Annotated in this window: 12 protein-coding genes and 1 pseudogene; 5 read left to right on the plus strand and 8 right to left on the minus strand. The window is 65.7% G+C overall.

Features of this window, described 5'->3' with window-relative positions; genetic code table 11:
• Positions 1 to 37: 37 nt before the first annotated feature.
• The 3 genes from RCO27_RS04495 to RCO27_RS04505 all read right to left on the minus strand — a co-directional run bounded on the left by RCO27_RS04495 (position 38) and on the right by RCO27_RS04505 (position 2,681).
• Complete coding sequence (locus tag RCO27_RS04495; RefSeq protein WP_309001435.1) at positions 38 to 958, minus strand: Hsp33 family molecular chaperone HslO; 921 nt, start codon at positions 956 to 958, stop codon at positions 38 to 40.
• A gap of 52 nt (positions 959 to 1,010) precedes the next feature.
• Positions 1,011 to 2,198, minus strand: a complete 1,188-nt coding sequence (locus RCO27_RS04500) for an aspartate aminotransferase family protein (RefSeq protein WP_309001436.1) — start codon at positions 2,196 to 2,198, stop codon at positions 1,011 to 1,013.
• Positions 2,199 to 2,321: 123 nt separating this feature from the next.
• Positions 2,322 to 2,681 carry a hypothetical protein gene (locus RCO27_RS04505; protein WP_309001437.1) on the minus strand — a complete coding sequence of 120 codons (360 nt, stop codon included), beginning with the start codon at positions 2,679 to 2,681 and terminating at the stop codon, positions 2,322 to 2,324.
• Between the two features lie 513 nt (positions 2,682 to 3,194).
• Between RCO27_RS04505 and RCO27_RS04510 the strand changes: the two genes are divergently transcribed.
• The 4 genes from RCO27_RS04510 (at position 3,195) to RCO27_RS04525 (ending at position 5,881) form a co-directional block, all read left to right on the plus strand.
• Positions 3,195 to 3,554, plus strand: coding sequence for a hypothetical protein (locus tag RCO27_RS04510; RefSeq protein WP_309001438.1), 360 nt, complete (start codon positions 3,195 to 3,197; stop codon positions 3,552 to 3,554).
• 116 nt (positions 3,555 to 3,670) lie between these two features.
• Positions 3,671 to 3,925 carry a hypothetical protein gene (locus RCO27_RS04515; protein ID WP_309001439.1) on the plus strand — a complete coding sequence of 85 codons (255 nt, stop codon included), beginning with the start codon at positions 3,671 to 3,673 and terminating at the stop codon, positions 3,923 to 3,925.
• Positions 3,894 to 5,057 carry a YcaO-like family protein gene (locus RCO27_RS04520; protein ID WP_309001440.1) on the plus strand — a complete coding sequence of 388 codons (1,164 nt, stop codon included), beginning with the start codon at positions 3,894 to 3,896 and terminating at the stop codon, positions 5,055 to 5,057. Before RCO27_RS04515 ends, RCO27_RS04520 begins: the two co-directional genes overlap by 32 nt.
• A complete protein-coding gene (locus RCO27_RS04525) occupies positions 5,057 to 5,881 on the plus strand; it encodes a TfuA-like protein (protein WP_309001441.1) in 825 nt (274 codons plus the stop codon). The genes RCO27_RS04520 and RCO27_RS04525 overlap by 1 nt, the downstream gene beginning before the upstream one ends.
• A gap of 1,156 nt (positions 5,882 to 7,037) precedes the next feature.
• Here RCO27_RS04525 and RCO27_RS04530 read toward each other — a convergent pair.
• A pseudogene (locus RCO27_RS04530) lies at positions 7,038 to 7,520 on the minus strand (transcriptional regulator); the annotation flags it as partial.
• A 161-nt stretch (positions 7,521 to 7,681) separates the two neighbouring features.
• On the opposite strand from RCO27_RS04530, the gene RCO27_RS04535 reads away from it, so the two are divergent.
• Positions 7,682 to 8,404 (plus strand): GNAT family N-acetyltransferase, encoded by a 723-nt coding sequence (locus RCO27_RS04535; protein WP_309001442.1) that lies wholly within the window; start codon positions 7,682 to 7,684, stop codon positions 8,402 to 8,404.
• Between the two features lie 7 nt (positions 8,405 to 8,411).
• Here RCO27_RS04535 and RCO27_RS04540 read toward each other — a convergent pair whose 3' ends face one another.
• The 4 genes from RCO27_RS04540 to RCO27_RS04555 form a co-directional block, all read right to left on the minus strand.
• The gene (locus tag RCO27_RS04540; RefSeq protein WP_309001443.1) at positions 8,412 to 10,211 is read right to left on the minus strand and encodes a DUF885 family protein; all 1,800 of its coding nucleotides are present in this window, start codon (positions 10,209 to 10,211) and stop codon (positions 8,412 to 8,414) included.
• An 83-nt stretch (positions 10,212 to 10,294) separates the two neighbouring features.
• The gene (locus tag RCO27_RS04545; protein WP_309001444.1) at positions 10,295 to 10,969 is read right to left on the minus strand and encodes a GntR family transcriptional regulator; all 675 of its coding nucleotides are present in this window, start codon (positions 10,967 to 10,969) and stop codon (positions 10,295 to 10,297) included.
• A 90-nt stretch (positions 10,970 to 11,059) separates the two neighbouring features.
• Positions 11,060 to 12,709 carry an amidohydrolase family protein gene (locus tag RCO27_RS04550; RefSeq protein WP_309001445.1) on the minus strand — a complete coding sequence of 550 codons (1,650 nt, stop codon included), beginning with the start codon at positions 12,707 to 12,709 and terminating at the stop codon, positions 11,060 to 11,062.
• 62 nt (positions 12,710 to 12,771) lie between these two features.
• Positions 12,772 to 15,729, minus strand: a complete 2,958-nt coding sequence (locus RCO27_RS04555) for a TonB-dependent receptor domain-containing protein (protein WP_309001446.1) — start codon at positions 15,727 to 15,729, stop codon at positions 12,772 to 12,774.
• Positions 15,730 to 15,778: the final 49 nt, after the last annotated feature.

A 15,778-nucleotide genomic window follows, 5' to 3' on the forward strand; every position in this document is an offset into this window, starting at 1 on the left:
CGGCGCCCTAGCAAAAATTCCTGAGCGAATCGATTCCTCAGACCTCCAGATCGCTCAGCCGGATCGGAAAGGATCGCGAGCAGAATTCGCAATCGACCCTGATGACGCCTTCCGTGTCGATCATCTCGGCGCGCTCTTCGGGCGCGAAACGGGAAATGACGCTTCGGATATGCTCCGCGCTGCACCGGCAGCCGCGGACGAGCGGCTGGGCGGCGAGCACGCGCACCTCCTCCTCGTCGTGGAACAGCCGCCAGAGCAGGGTCTCGAGCGACAGCGCCCTGTCGGTGAGTTCGCCCTCGCGGACCGTCTCGGCGAGAATGCGGACATGGTCCCATTCCGGATGGTCGAGCCGGGTGTGCAGCCGCTCGCGTCCCTCCTCACCCTCGGGGAGATGCTGGAGGAGGATACCGCCCGCGACATGGCCGGTATCGTCGACCGCGAGCCGGACGAGGCTCGGAATCTGCTCGGACTGGCTGAAGAAATGCTGCGCTGCCTCGGCGAGGCTTTCGCCCTCCAGCGGCACGATGCCCTGGTAGCGTTCGTTCGACACTGCCTGGTCGAACGTGACGGCGAGATAGCCCTTGCCGAACAGGTCGACGAGCGAGGGCAGCACCGCGGTCTCCGCAAGGCGCTCCGCGTCGAAGCGGACATAGCCGCGCAGCTCGCCATTCCTGTAGTCGGCGACGAGCAGGTCGATGATCCCCGCCTCCGTCTGGGCCTGGAGCGTGAGCTGCCCGCCCGCGTCCTTCAGCATCGCGCCGAGGAGCGCGGTCAGGGTCAGCGCCTCCGAAAGGATGCGGGCGATCGGCGCCGGATAGGCATGCGCCGACAGCACCTCGTCGAGCACGGGCCCGAGACGCACGAGGCGGCCGCGCGCGTGCCTGCCGGGCAGCGCGAAGCCGATCGCGACATCGACATTTGCAGCCGACGCCGCGTGGGAAACGGGTTCAGAAGCCATGAAGCCGATGTGGCGACGAACCGGCCGGGTTCAATAGGCGCGGCCAGGCAGGTCAGGCGGCGGCCGGCACCTCGTATTGCCGCGCCGCCTCGGAAAGCTTCTCGACGAACTCGGCGACATGCGCGTCCTCGATCACCAGCGGCGGCAGCACGCGCAGGACATTGTCGCCCGCGGCGACGGTGAGCAGCCCGTGCTCGCGCAGGTGGGTGACGAAGGCGCGGCTGTCGCTCTTCATCTTGATGCCGAGGATGAGGCCCATGCCCCGCACGCCCTCGAACAGATGGTCGTGATTGGGGATCATCTGCTCGAGCGCGCCGCGCAGGCGCTCGCCCATTCGGGTGACGTGGGCGAGGAAGTCGTCATTGGCGACGACGTCGAGCACCGCCTGGCCGGCAGCGCAGGCAAGCGGGTTGCCGCCATAGGTCGAGCCGTGGGTGCCGACGACCATCCCGGCCGCCGCCTTCTCGGTGGCGAGGCAGGCGCCCATCGGGAAGCCGCCGCCGATGCCCTTGGCCACCGCCATGATGTCCGGGGTGATGCCGTAATGCTCGTGCGCGAACATCTTGCCGGTGCGCGCGAACCCGCATTGGACCTCGTCGAGGACGAGCATCAGGTCGTTCTCATCCGCGAGCTGGCGCAGACCCTTCATGAACTCCGGGCTGGCCGGGCGGATGCCGCCTTCGCCCTGAATCGGCTCGATCAGGAAGCCGGCGGTGTGCGGGCCCATCGCGGCCTTCACCGCATCGAGATCGTCGAACGGGACGACCGTGAAGCCCGGCAGCAGCGGCGCGAAGCCGTCGCGCAGCTTCTCCTGGTTGGTCGCGCTGATCGTGCCCAGCGTACGACCGTGAAAGGCGTTGGCGAAGGTGACCAGCTCGTGCTTCTCGGGACGACCGTGATGATGGTGGTAGCGGCGCGCGGTCTTGATCGCACACTCGACCGCCTCGGCACCCGAATTGGTCAGGAACACCGTGTCGGCGAAGGTGAGGTCGACGAGGCGCTGAGCATAGGCCTCGCCCTGTGGGCTGCCGTAGAGATTGGAGACGTGGATCAGCGTCGCCGCCTGGTCCTGGATCGCCCCGGTGAGGACCGGATGGCCGTGGCCCAGGAGGTTGACCGCGATGCCGCTGGCGAAGTCGAGATACTTCTCGCCCTGCTCGCCATAGAGGTAGACCCCTTCGCCTCGCACCGGCCGCACCGGCGAGCGCGGATAGACAGGCATGAGCGGGGTGATGGTCATTTCTGAAAATCCTCTAGCGGGCCAAGGGAAAAAGGCGGCCCGCGCAAACAGGCCGCCTTTCGCTCCCCGCTATAGGGATTTTGAGGGCGCCGCGTCAACGAACGCGGGGCCCCTTGTCAGCGTTTAGCCCCGCCAGCGGTCCCAGTCGCGGCGTTCGTAGCGCAGGCGCGCATGGACGGTATTCACGCGGCTCTGCAGATCGCGCACCTCGCGCCGGTCGAGCCCGTTGCGCGAATAGCGGGCATAGAGCCGGCGGATGTCGTTCGCCTCGCGGCGCAGGCCGAACGCCTCGCGGCGCGAGATCGTGCGGCGCTGCTCGGCGCGAGTGATCCGGCGATCGAGCTGGTTGATGTCCTGCTGGATCTGGCGATTGGCGCCGGGGTGCAGACGCCATGCCGGCTGGGCGACGGCCGGCGACGCGACGATGGCAGTCGAGCCGATCGTGGCGGTGGCCAGCGCGATGGAAACAAGAACCTTACGCATGGATACTCCTCCTTCAAAACTGACGCGCTTCTACCCCGCGGGCGCTGCCCGCCGGCTGAATGCCGCCGACAGAGTCCGTTCATAAATGTCGCAATTTGTATGAACGAACCCGTCCCGCTCCACCTCGGGACGAATCGGTCGCACCCGGCCGCGGGCCTGTGCTAGAGTCGGACCGAACCCAGGGGGACGCTGGAATGTCGACTGATCCGCGGACCGTCCATGTCAGCACGTCAGTCACGCCTGCGCTTGGCGAACCACAATTCGTGCTTGAGCACGGCGACAAGCTCTATCTGACACTCGCTGTTCTCGAATATGATCCCGAGGACACCGAGGCGCAGCCACCGAGCGAGATGCTCGGCAGTGGAGAGCCCGTCCGGTCGAGATCGTCAGTATGCCCAGCTTTCCGGCGGATCACGAAATGCTGTCGATAGCGAAAGGCTATCGGCCGGCACACGTCCATGCTACTACTCCATTCTTCCGTTCTTCTATCATTCAATTTTTCGGGGAGGTAAGATGATGGCAGGAAGAGTCGTCAATGTCGGGACGGGAGCCGCGGCCAGGGCGGCGCTGGCGGAGCCGCAATTCCTGATCGAGAAGGACGGGAAGCTTTATCTGACGCTCGCCGTGCTCGAATACGATCCCAATCACCCGGACATCACTCAGCAGCAGCAGGCCTCGGTCACGCAGCTGCAAACCATGCTCGGCAGCGGCGGACTGCGGGCCACATTGTTGGAGGAGCCCCTCTCCGCCAGCCCGACGCAGGACGTGGCGCTGCAACAACCCCAGCAGGCCGGCATGGCGCTGCGGATGGTGGGAGGTCCGCCGCTTGGACTGCAGTTTGCCCAAACGGATCCGCCGCCGAACACATTGTGAGTAAAAGTGTGCTATGAAGCGAGTCGCTGCCACAGCCGATGAAATTCCATGGGCGGCAACAGAGACTATTCATTGATAAATGTCATCTGTGGATTTGTATCGGTGAGGAGAGAAGGATGAGCGCACCCGATCCAAACGAACTAATGGATGCAGCGGAGATATTAGATGGCGGCGCAGCATCCATATCCTTCGCCAACACGGAACCTCCTTCAGTAACGTTTGCTAACACTGAGCCGCCGTCGGCGACGTTTGCGAATACCGAGCCACCATCAGCGGCGTTCGCGAATACTGAACCGCCATCAATGACGTTTGCTAACACCGAATCGCCGTCCGCGACATTTGCCAATACAGAACCACCGCTCTTCAGCTGATAGCGACACGCGGCACTCTGATTTTGGGCCGGCGGCCTTCGCGGACTCGGCCTTCTTCGAGCATGTGCTGGCCGCATCCGAAAAATGCGGTGTGACGCGACTTGCCGATATCACCGGCCTTGACCGGTTGTCTTTGCCTGTCTGGCAGGCGGTGCGCCCAGCCGGACGCGCGCTCAGCGTGCATCAGGGCAAAGGCGCATCGCCAATAGCCGCGAAGATCGGCGCTCTTTGCGAAGCTATCGAAAGCCATTGCGCCGAAAATGCCCAAGCCGATGGCCCGGTCAGTCGCTTCGACGAATTGCCCGCGTCGCAAACTGCTGCGGAAATCGGAGATTTCTGCAGCAGTCGCGATGTCGTCCTTCCGGATGAAGCGGCGATCCAATGGTGCAGAACAACCGACGCGATAACTGGCAACGCTCTCTATATCCCTCAAGCGGTGGTCTCTTTGGACTACACGAAGGGCCTGCCGAGCCCATTCGATCGCTCCAGCTCGGGACTGGGGGCCGGTCCGACCCATAGCGCTGCTCTCCAAACCTCTGTCCTGGAGCTCATCGAGCGCGACGCGGTCGGAGCGTGGCAAAGATCGGCGACGGCAATGCCAGTTTGCGACGCTATAGACTTGTCGACAGTACCCTTCGATTGGTTTCAGGCGTGGAGAGACCGTTTTCGGTCCTTCAACGTCGCCTTGGACTGTTATCCCGTGCCGTCCTTTACCAGCGTGCCGGTCTTTTGCTGCGCCATTGGAGCGCAGGAAGAATTCGGGCCGCAATATCGCCGGTTCCATGGCACGTCGGCCCATCCGGACGCGGAAGTCGCGCTTTTCAAGGCACTTGCCGAGGCAATTCAGTCCCGCCTCACCCTGATCGCCGGAGTGCGGGATGACATATTGCCGTCCTACTATTCAGCCCGAGAGGAGAAGCCGGCGGGGGCCGGAAGGCGCATCCGATTACAGCCATGGCGTGAATTTACAGTCTCGCATTCGAGCTGGGAGGCCATCGTGGAGGAGCTGGCGATGCATGGCTACAGGCAAATCGCCGTGAAGATGCTCAGCGAGGGTTTGGAGGGGATCGTCGTGACCAAGGCTTTCGTGCCCGGCCTCGGCTCGCTAACCCGAAGCCGCCGAGCGGCCTGATGACGGTCGTCGCCTTTGCTGGCCCTTCCCTGCCACCGGAGGACCGCGCCGGCGTCTATGGCGTCGAATGGTGTCCGCCGGCGGAAGCGGGTGACTTGCTGCGCCTCGATGCCGGTCCGGAGCTGACCGTCTGCCTGATCGACGGCTATTTCGACCATCGCCCGGCGGTGCGGCACAAAGAGATTCTTTTGCTCTTATCGGAGGGTGTCCGGATTCTCGGGGCAAGCAGCATCGGCGCGCTGCGCGCAGCGGAAATGGCGGCGTTGGGCATGATCGGCGTCGGCTCGATCTATCGAGCTTATGCCAGCGGTCGCATCGTTGGCGATGATGAGGTCGCTCTCATTCATGGTCCCGCCGACGCGGGATGGCGCCCGGTTTCCATTCCGCTGGTGGACGTTCGGGCGACCCTTTGCCGAGCCCTTCGCGACCGAATGCTTTTGCTGGAGGATGCCCGGTCATTGCTGATCGCCGCTGGAGAGATCCATTATATCGAGCGTTGCTGGGAGGGCCTCATTGCCGCGTCCGGCATTCCAACTGTTGTACAGGCGCGCCTTCGGGCATGGTTGCGCGACGGGCAAATGTCGCAAAAGCGGCTCGACGCGCAAGCCTGCATCGCCGCGGCATTGGATAACTCAGCTATCCCTCCGATCCGCCCGCCGCTGGTGAGGACGGCCTTTCTCGAGGCGCTGGCACAAGAATGCGGGATTGCTCCGCCGTGGCTTCCTTCAGAACCCGTTTCAACAGCCCGAGCACCCACTCACGGCGGGCCTCCTGCTGGAAGGGATGGAAGCGAAGCACCCAGTCGAGAAGCTGTTCCTCACTGAGTTCTCCCGAGCCGCACCAACGCGCCGCCACGGCACTACGCCAGGCCCGAGCGCGCTCGGGCGCATCGGCTGCGCCAACACCAGCCGCAGCGAGGAGCGCATAGAGATCGCTGGAGATGGTTCGCTGCGCTACCAGCGCCAGCCGTGCCGCGGCCGTAGCGAACTCCTGGTGCAGGAGATAAAGGAGACCCTCTTCCTCACGCGGCCCTTCGGTGGCGAACAGCGTCAGGCTTCGGCAGCGGCTCAACAGCTCGGCCGCGCGATCCAGCTCATCAAGAAACATCAGGCCGGTCGCCACCTCGACCAGCCGAATCTGGCTGTAGGGATTGATGCGGAATGCTTCATCGAAATGCTGGAGCGCTGGCGCCGCTTCGCCTGCCCATAAATGGCACCAGCCTTTCACCGTATGGAGGTGCGATTCCGTGGGGTCTATTGCGATCGCCTTGTGCGCCAGTTCATAGGCTCGGCGACGCTCGCTCTCCCCCGTCGCGCCGAGACCGGTGAAGCAAAAGTCGGTATTGTACAAACGGATCAGCGGTGGATAGGCCTGAACGAGATCGGGATGGATCGCTATCAGCCGCTCCCACGCCGACGCCAGGTCGCGCGCCTCCTCGAGGGTATTGAGGCGGAGCATTCTTAGCCGCGCAGTGAAATAGTGATCGTAAGCGTCGTCGGGCTGAAGGGGCAGATTGCGCAGTACGTCGTCGTAGAGGCGGGGCAGAGCGGCACCGGCTACGCTGCGGGTCAGCTCCTCTGCGCCGCGCGACAAGCTTTGCTGTTCGAGCAGTATCTGATCGGCCCAGATGATCGCCCCGGTCGGCAGGCGCGATATGCGGGTGAAGGCCTGGATGCCCTCGCCATGGCGGAGCAGCCGGACGGACAGCCGATAGTCCCTCTCGCCGGAGCCGCCGTCCACGCCCGGCGCCATATCCATGTCGGAGACCAGGCGGATGTCCCGGAACCGCGAAAGCGCGATCAGCACCTCCTCCTGCAGCACCGCGCCGAGATGGGGATCCGTCTCGGCGATGGCGGTATCGTCGAAGGCCGGCACGTAGAGCAACGGGGCCCGCCCCAGACGCTGGGCCTCGGCGGTCCTGACGATCCGCGGAGGCGCCTGGGCAGACTGCCGCGTCACCTCCGGAAGCAGGCGGTAACCGCGGCCGTACACGCTTTCGATATAATGCGGCTTGCTCGACGGGTCGTCGAGCGCCCGGCGCAGCTCCTTGATGACCGAGGTCAGGGCGGACTCGGTCACGATCGTCCCATCCCAGACCGACGCGAACAGCGCGTCCTTGGTGAGCAGCTGGCCGTCCTGCTCGGCGAGCATCAGCAGCAGGCGAAACGCCTTGCGGCCGAGCTTGACCGGCCCGTTCGGCCCGACGAGCCGTTCGTCGGTGCGGACGATGGTGAAATCGCCGAAACTGAGGTCGCATTCGCGATCGAACTCTGCCGACATGAACCGGGCCTCCGACGACGCGACACCGGCTCCTATCATATTTGGGTGCGACGGAGGTGCAAGAATGGTGGGGCCTGGCGGGAATCTGGAAAGAATCTGGGAGGTTGTTTTCCAGCCCCCCCTCAGGATCGCCGCCTCTCCCACGGCTATCCAGCCGTCATGGACCGCCGTAGCTTCGACCATGTCGCCAAGCCGATCGCACTCGCCCTGCTGCTGGGCGTGATCCTGATTCTGCACCCAGGGAGGCTGTTTTGCATTCACCCTTCGCCCGTACTTACCGCTGCGCCGTCGCCGCCGGCGCCGCCAGCCGCTGCCAAGTTCTCGCGCGTTCAGGTGGCCCGGCCGTGAACGAGTGGGCCGCCAATGACGACGCCGCTGGCCAGGCGATTGCGGGTCCGCCCTGGACGCGTCTGTTCGGCCGGGGCCCGTTGCCCGCCGATGGCCCGGCGAACAACGACTCGGCGCCCGCCCGAAACGGGGATGAAGCGCGTCCGGCGCTTGCCGCGCCGATCGCCATACCGCCGCGGCTGGCGCCGAGCCTCACCGCGCCGCGCTTCCCGCGCCGGATCGAAACGCCGCGCCTCGCGCTCGACATGCCGACGCTGGAGGATTTCCACGCACTGCAACGCATGGCGGCGGATGCATCGATGTTCCGCTATTCCGAGCGCGGCGCGATGACGGCCGACGAGGCGTGGAACCTGCTGCTGCGCCATGTCGGGCACTGGCTGGTGGCCGGCTACGGCGTCTTCACCGTCCGGGACAAGGCGAGCGGCCGCTTTGCCGGCCTGGTCGGCGGCTCCTCCTTCCAGCGCAATCTCGGCCCGGACTTCGATGCCGTTCCCGAAATGACCTGGACGATCGCCTCCGAATTCCGCGGGCGCGGCTTCGCGACCGAGGCGGCGGCGGCCGTCGTGGAGGCCGTCGAGGCGCAGCCTGCGCTGCAATCGACCGTGTGCCTCATCCATGTCGACAACCAGGCGTCGTTGCGCGTCGCGGCGAAGCTCGGCTTCCGCTTCTTCCGGTACTGCGACTATCGCGGCTACGGCGCCGGGCTGTTCTGCCGCTGAGCGCCGGTCAGCCGGTGGTCCGGCCGGCCGGGGTCGCCGGCGCGTTCTCGACGCTGGCGATCCAGGCGCGGACCTGCTCCTCGAGCACCGGCAGCGGCACCGAGCCGAGGCCGAGGATGGTGTCATGGAACCCGCGCTGGTCGAAGCGCGTGCCGAGCCGCTGCTCGGCCTCGGCGCGTAGGCGGCGGATGGTGATCTCGCCGAGCTTGTAGGCGACCGCCTGGCCGGGCCAGGCGATGTAGCGATCGACTTCGGTCGTGATCTCATGCTCGGAAAGCGCGGTATTGTCGCGAAGATAGGCGAGCGCGCGATCGCGGCTCCAGCCGAACTGGTGGATGCCGGTATCGACCACCAGCCGGCAGGCGCGCCACATCTCGTAGGTGAGGCGGCCGAAATCCTCGTAGGGGGTCTGGTAGATGCCCATGACGGTGCCGAGCCACTCCGTGTAGAGGCCCCAGCCTTCGCCATAGCCGGAGAAATAGGTCTCCTGGCGGAACGCGGGGCGATTCGGCCCCTCCAGCGCCAGCGCCGCCTGGAAGCTGTGGCCCGGCGTGCATTCGTGCAGGGCCAGCGACGGCAGCGTGTAGAGCGGGCGGGCCGGCAGATTGTAGGTGTTAAACATGCAGTTCTGCAGGCCGCCGCGGCCGCCGGTGTAGATGGGGGCAAGCTCGTCCGGCACCGGAATGATGCCGTGGCGGTAACGGGGCAGCGTGCCGATGATGTTCCTGAGCTGCCCTTGCGCCCGCATCACGACATAGGAGGCATAGCCGAGCAGCTCGTTGGGCGTCTTCGCATAGAATTGCGGATCGGTGCGCAGGAACTGGAGGAATTCCGGGAAGGTGCCGGTGAAGTTCGCCCGGCGCATCACCTGCTCCATCTCGGCGCGAATGCGCGCGACTTCGCGAAGACCGGTCTGATGGACTTCCTGCGGGGTGATCTCAAGGGTGGTGAACTTGCGGATCATCGCCTGGTAATAGGCTTCGCCGTCCGGCATCTCGGAGGCGCCGATCGCGGTGCGCGTCTGGCGCATATAGTCGTTGCGCATGAAATCGAGCAGCGCGCGATAGGCGGGCGCCGCCGCTTCGCGGATCGCGGCCAGGCCTTCGGTGCGGAGCTGCTGCTGCTCGGCCGCCGGGATGTTTGACGGCATATGGGTGAACGCGCGGAACAGCGGGCTGGTCTCGTCGGCGGCGAGATAGGGTTCGATCGTCGCGTCGCGCCCGGTCACCGAAACGCGGGGCACGCTGAAGCCGCGCGCCAGGCCGGTGCGCATGTTGGCGATATTCTCGTCGAAATAGCGGGGGATATCGCACAGGCGCCCGATATAGCGGCGATATTCCTCGGCATTGTCGAAGCCCTGGCGTGGACCGATCCCCGCCCAGAAGAAGGTGTCTGCGTTGAACGGCGCCTCGTAGATCTTGAAGCGCACGTCGTTCGCCAGACCTTCGATCGAGGCGCGGAACACGGCGGCGTTGATCTTCTCCTCGGGCGACAGCTGGTCGACCGGAATGGCGTCGAGCTGCCGCAGCACATTCTCCCAATAGGCGAGCCGCGCCGCCTGCGACGCCGCATCGACCTTCGGGAGATGATCGGCGAGCGCGCCCGGGCCGGAGCCCTCCAGCTGGCCGAGCTCGTTCTGCCGCCATGCCCATTCGGCGTTGTAGAGCGCGCGGAGCCGCTCGTCGGCGCGGCTCGGCGCCGTGGCAGTGCCCTGTGCGCCCGCCGTTTGGGCAAGTGCGCCGTTCCCCGGCAGCAATCCCAGACACACCGAAGCCAACAGAAGATGGACGGCGACACGCTCGCGCATAGCTCAGCTCCTCATTCTAGAATCGTATACTGAATACGATCCCGAAAGAGACCGGCTGTCAAGGGTGTCTTGAGCGTATCACGCTAATTTCCGCGGCCGGACAGCTGCCGGCGCAGATCCTCGAGCGTCTGGCCGATATGGATGCGCAGCAGCTGCACCAGCTTGGCGTCGTCGGCAGCGAGCCAGGCTTCGAGCAGCAGCCGGTGCTCGTCATTGGCGCGTTCGTCCCGGCCAAGCGGCTCGAGATGCTTGCGCACATAGCGTTCGGACAGGACGTGCAGGCGTTCGAGGATGCCGATCGTGATCGGCTGGCGGCACGGGCGGATCAGGGCAAGGTGGAAGGCGCGGTTGAACGCGCCGACGCCTTCGCCATGCTCGGTCGTCACCCGGTCGAGCGTCTCCAGCGTTTCCCACGCGGCCTTGCGGTCGTTCGGCGTAGCGTTGTGGGAGGCACGCGCCGCCGCGTCCGGCTCCAACTGCAGCCGCAGGGCGAAGACTTCCTCGGCCTCTTCGGCGCTTAGCGCCCTCACGAAATAGCCGCGATTGGCCTCGGCGCGGAGCAGCCCCTCCTGCTCGAGGCGGGTCAGCGCCTCGCGCAATGGAATCTTGCTGACCCCGAGCTGCGCGGCGAGCAGCTCCTGCCGGATCGGCCTGTCCGGCAGTACCTCGCCGCTCAGGATGCGGTTGCGCACCAGCTCGACGAGCTGGTCGGAAAGATTGCGGACGACAATTGCATCGGTGCCCAGGGCAGTATTCATGGGCCGATCATAGCGGCTTTTGCCCCCTTGTCGTGAAGATCGTGACGATTTCGACCGAGATTTGTCCGGCATGGAGACAAGGACTCGGTATCAGCGCGTATGATCTGCCGCCTCGATGACCATCGGCCCGGGCGGGATGTTCCGCTCGGCGCGCTGGGCGGCGACCATCGCCCGGACCTCCGCGCGGAGCTGGCGGGCGTCGTAGATGATGCCGTCCTTGACCGTATAGGCGACGCCGCCGACGCGCTCGGTTTGGCCGGTCTCGTCGTTGAGGCGCAACGAGCCGGTGCCGAACAAGAGGCGCAGATTCGCCACCGGATTGCCCTGGACGATGACGAGGTCCGCCTTGCGCCCGGCCCGGATCGTGCCGACCTGGTCCTCGTGCCCCAGCGCACGGGCGCCGGCCTGCGTTGCTGCGTGGATCACTTCCAGCGGGCTGAAGCCGGCCTCGCGCAGCAGCTCCATCTCCTGAACGTAGCCGAAGCCGTAGAGATTGTAGATGTAGCCGCTGTCGCTGCCCACCGTGACAGTGCCGCCCCTGTTCTTATATTCGTTCACGAACTGCATCCACAGGCGGTAGTTCTGCCGCCAGGCCATTTCGTTTTCGGTGGTCCAGTCGAACCAGTAGGAGCCGTGGTTGACCCGGCTCGGCCGGTACCAGTCCCAGAGCGCCGGCAGCGTATAGTCGTCATGCCAAGTCGCCCGGCTCATCCGCATGAAGTCGCGGCTGGTCAAATAGGCGGTGAAGGTCGGGCTCAACACGAAATTGCGTTCGAGCAGCGTGTCCATCACCTGCTCCCAGGCGGGCGAGCCGGGGGCGGCGGTCTGCGCCCAGAGCTGGCCGGCCTCGCCGAAGCGCATCTGCTCGTCGTCGTTCACATAATCGACCGGGAAGGCCTGGACCTGCCGGTCCTCGAACATCGCCTCCGGCAGCCCGTACCAATGTTCCATGGAGTCGAGCCCGTGGGCGGAGGTGTCGAGCACGTTCGCATAGGCGACGACCGGCTGGGCATGGTGCATGGTGGTGCGCAGGCCGATCCGTTCCGCCTCGTCGAGCGCGGCGAAGAGCACATCCTCGGCGCCGCCGATGAACTTGATGCCGGCCGCGCCGCGCCGTTTCGCCTCGCGTACCGCATGGCGCGCGGTCTCGGGGTCGTTGACCGGCCGGTCGAGGATGTCGTGGAACATCGGATAGATGTCGATGCGCGGCGCGACGATCTCGTTGCGGTCGCTGCGGCGGGCGACGTCCGCCAGCCACTCGATCGGCCGGCCGCCGCTGCCGACGTCGCGCACGGAGGTGACGCCATGCCCCATCCAGAGCTTCAGGATATAGTCGGAGGGGACGTGCTGGCCGTCGCTCAGGGTATGGAGATGGGTGTGGGTGTCGACGAAGCCGGGCAGGACATAATAGCCGGTCAGGTCCATCTCGTGGTCGCCGGGCGCGGCGCGCAGCTGTTCGTTGATCGCCCCCGGCGTGCCGATCGAGCGGATCTCCGCGATCCGGTCGTTCTCCAGGACGAGGTCGACCGGACCACGCGGGGGCGCGCCGGTGCCGTCGACGATGGTGACGTTGCGCAGAACGGTGCGCGCGAACGGACCGACGCCCTGGGTACGGGCCGGGATCGGGTCGGGAACGGCCTGGCCCGCCTCCGCCCCGACCGATGCGGGGATGGCGGTGCCGGCGGCGAGCAGCGCGAGGGCGCAGAGCGGACGAAGGATGGTCGGGCGCAGGGAAAGCATGGCCGGCTCCTGTTACGAGAAAGCGGCGCCGCTCTCGGGGAAGAGCGGCGCCCAGGGAGGGATCAGAAGGTGACCGTGCCCCCGATGAAGAAACGCCGGCCGATCACGTCGTAGAGCGACACGTCGGTATTGGCGTCGCCGGACAATGCGGTACCGAGGATCGGCGGCTTGTTGTCGAAAAGATTGTCGATCCCGCCGAACAATTCGAAATTTCCCCCGATCCGCACCCGCCCGGCGAGATCGAAATACCATTGCGCGCCGACCTCCTCGACCGCTGCGGTGACGTTCGGACGCAGCTCCAGCCCGTCGATCATCCGGCCTTGCAGCCTGACCGTGACCGGTCCGCTGTTGTAGGTGCCGGACAGGTTGAGCTTGAAGTCAGGCGTCGCAAACACCCCGGTTCCGGTGCAGCCGCCGCCGAAATAGCCGGCGCAGTCGAGCGGTGCCTGGTTGCTGAGCACCTGGGTCGAACGTTCGAACAGCCAGCTCGCAACGGCCTGGAGGTTGAGCGACGCGCTCTGGCCGTTGATCGAGGCGAAGGCGCCCAAGGGAATGCGGTAGTCCGCCTGCGCATCGATGCCCTCGACCTTGAGCGAGCCGATATTGCTGAGCTGGGTCGAGACGAAGTCGATCTGGCCGTTCGACAGGCGGAAGATCGCCTGGCAGGTGGTCGAGTTGATGTCGAGATTGGCGAAGCAGTCGTTGATCGTCTGGTTCGCATTGATCGTCGCGATCGCATTGTCGACCTGGACCTTGAAATAGTCGACGGTGATGTTGAGCCGGTCGAGGAACGGCGGCTGGATCACCGCGCCGACGGTCAACGTCTTCGACCGCTCCTCCTGCAGGTTCGGATTGCCGCCCGAGCGGACGAGGAAGCCGAGTCCCGCCTGCGTAAAGGTCGGCAGGTCCGCCGCCGGCACGCCCTGGGCGATGCAGAGCTGCTGCTGCGCGGCCGTCGGCTGGCGCGAGGCGATGCAGGGGTCCTCGCCCGAGGAGAAGCCGGTCGCGATCGGCTGGAACAGCTCGTTGAGCGTGGGCGCCCGGATCGCGCGATTGTAGGCGGAGCGGAAGCGCAGCCAGCTCACCGGCGCATATTCGCCGCCGACCTTCCAGGTGAAGACGCCGCCGATCGTCGAATAGTCCGAGTAGCGGACAGCGCCTTCGATCGCGAGCGTTTCGGCAAAGGGTTGTCCCGACAGGATCGGGACACGCATTTCGCCGAAAAACTCCATGAGGTTGAAACGCCCGCCGGTCGCAGCCTGGGATCCCGGACCATATTCGCCGGCAAGGTCCTGCGGGCTCGGGTTGAAATCATATTGATCCCGGCGCGCCTCGACGCCTGCGGCCACCGCCACCGGACCCGCCGGCAGGTTGAACAGCGCACCGCTCAACGACGCGCCGACCACCTGACGGGTGAACAGCTCGTCGCTGACGCGTGGCGGGGTGATGAACCGCCCGGCCTCCGGCGTGATCGAGCCGTAGCCGAAGATATTGACCGGCACGCAGCCGAGATTCGCATTGCGGCAGACGACCTGGCCGGCGCCGTTGACCACGACGTCGAGGCCCTGGCTGAGCCGGGTCAGCGAGATGAAATTCTCGAGCCGCGTGTCCGCACGGTTGCGCTGATACTGGTAGAAGACCTCCCACCGCCACGGGCCCCCGAGCAGATCGAAATTGCCGCGCGCGCCGGCGGTGATGTTGATCGAGTTGCGCTCGTAGAAGGAATCGCGGGTGCCGAGCTCATCGGCGCGGCGCGCCGCGCCAACGACCGCCGCAGTGCCATCGCCGTCCGGATCGAAGATCGCGGCATTGTTGACGAAGAAATTCCGGACCGCCGCCTGCAGGCCCGGATTGGTGGCGTAGTTGGGGACGAGCAGCGTCTGCGAGGGCGCTCCCGGCGTCAGCGGCGCGAAGGATTCCGGCGCCAGCACGGTGTTGTTGCGGGTGTTGACGTAGAAAATCTCCGTGAACAGCTCGACATTGTCGGCCACTTCGTAGCGGGCGAGGCCGGAGACCTGGATGCGCTCGAGCGGGCGCAACAGGTAGTTGAACGGGGCATAATTATAGGCGTTCTCGGGCGTGCAATAGGCGCCCGGGACGCCATTTTCGCGGAAGACGATGCTGTTGAGATTGGTGCAGGGCCCGTCGGGCGTGAGGTTGACGCCGACGAGCTGCGCGAGCTGCGCCGAGCTGAGGCCGATGCGCGTGCCGGGCACGTTGCCCGAGCCACCCGGCACGAGCTCGCCGTTGATGGTGTCCAGCGGCACCTGCGCGAAGTCGCGGTTCGCCTGGAACACCGGATCGCGCTTCGTGTAGGAGGCCGACAGCACGATGTTTCCGCGATCGTCGGAGAAGTTGGTGCCGAAGGTCGCGTCGATCTTGTGCGAGGCACCATCGTCCCGGAAGGTCTGGCCGTAGAGATAGCTGACCTCCAGCCCTTCGAAGTCGTTCTTGAGGATGAAATTGACCGCGCCGGCGATCGCGTCCGAACCGTAGACCGCAGAGGCGCCGCCGGTGATCACCTCGACCCGCTCGACCAGCGCATCGGGGATCGTCGACAAGTCGACCAGGCCATCGGAATTGGCCGGAATGAAGCGCCGCCCGTTGGTGAGGACAAGGGTGCGGGTGGCGCCGAGACCGCGCAGGTTCGCAGTCAGCACACCCGAGCCGCCGCCATTGTTGACGCTGGACGTGTTGCCCGACGCGAGCTGCGGGAACTCGTTCAGCGTGTTCTCGATCGTGACGTTGCCCGAGAGCTCGATATCAGCCTCGCCCACGATCGTGGTCGGGCTGGGCGCGGTGAGATCGGTGCGGACGAGGCGCGAACCGGTAATGACGATGGTGCCGGTGTCGCCTTCGGCATTCACGTTGCCGCTGGGCGCGATGCTGTCGGGCGGCTGCGTTGCCGCCTCCTGGGCGACAGCCGGCGCGGATATTCCGGCCGCGGCGCCCCAGAAGAGGCCCGAAGACAGCAGAATGGCAGGCAGACGCGAAACCCCATCGCGCACGATCCGTCGCATATGTTCCTCCCTTGCAGCTGCTACGTGGCAGCAGATTCGTATACAAAAT

The organism is Sphingosinicella sp. LHD-64 (assembly GCF_031157375.1).
Classification (GTDB): Bacteria; Pseudomonadota; Alphaproteobacteria; order Sphingomonadales; family Sphingomonadaceae; genus Allosphingosinicella.

Excerpts from the sequence above, each read along its gene's own strand:
- RCO27_RS04495 (WP_309001435.1), bottom strand. The coding sequence starts at position 958 with ATGGCTTCTGAACCCGTTTCCCACGCGGCGTCGGCTGCAAATGTCGAT.
- RCO27_RS04500 (WP_309001436.1), bottom strand. The coding sequence starts at position 2,198 with ATGACCATCACCCCGCTCATGCCTGTCTATCCGCGCTCGCCGGTGCGG.
- RCO27_RS04505 (WP_309001437.1), bottom strand. The coding sequence starts at position 2,681 with ATGCGTAAGGTTCTTGTTTCCATCGCGCTGGCCACCGCCACGATCGGC.
- RCO27_RS04510 (WP_309001438.1), top strand. The coding sequence starts at position 3,195 with ATGATGGCAGGAAGAGTCGTCAATGTCGGGACGGGAGCCGCGGCCAGG.
- RCO27_RS04515 (WP_309001439.1), top strand. The coding sequence starts at position 3,671 with ATGAGCGCACCCGATCCAAACGAACTAATGGATGCAGCGGAGATATTA.
- RCO27_RS04525 (WP_309001441.1), top strand. The coding sequence starts at position 5,057 with ATGACGGTCGTCGCCTTTGCTGGCCCTTCCCTGCCACCGGAGGACCGC.
- RCO27_RS04540 (WP_309001443.1), bottom strand. The coding sequence starts at position 10,211 with ATGCGCGAGCGTGTCGCCGTCCATCTTCTGTTGGCTTCGGTGTGTCTG.
- RCO27_RS04545 (WP_309001444.1), bottom strand. The coding sequence starts at position 10,969 with ATGAATACTGCCCTGGGCACCGATGCAATTGTCGTCCGCAATCTTTCC.
- RCO27_RS04550 (WP_309001445.1), bottom strand. The coding sequence starts at position 12,709 with ATGCTTTCCCTGCGCCCGACCATCCTTCGTCCGCTCTGCGCCCTCGCG.
- RCO27_RS04555 (WP_309001446.1), bottom strand. The coding sequence starts at position 15,729 with ATGCGACGGATCGTGCGCGATGGGGTTTCGCGTCTGCCTGCCATTCTG.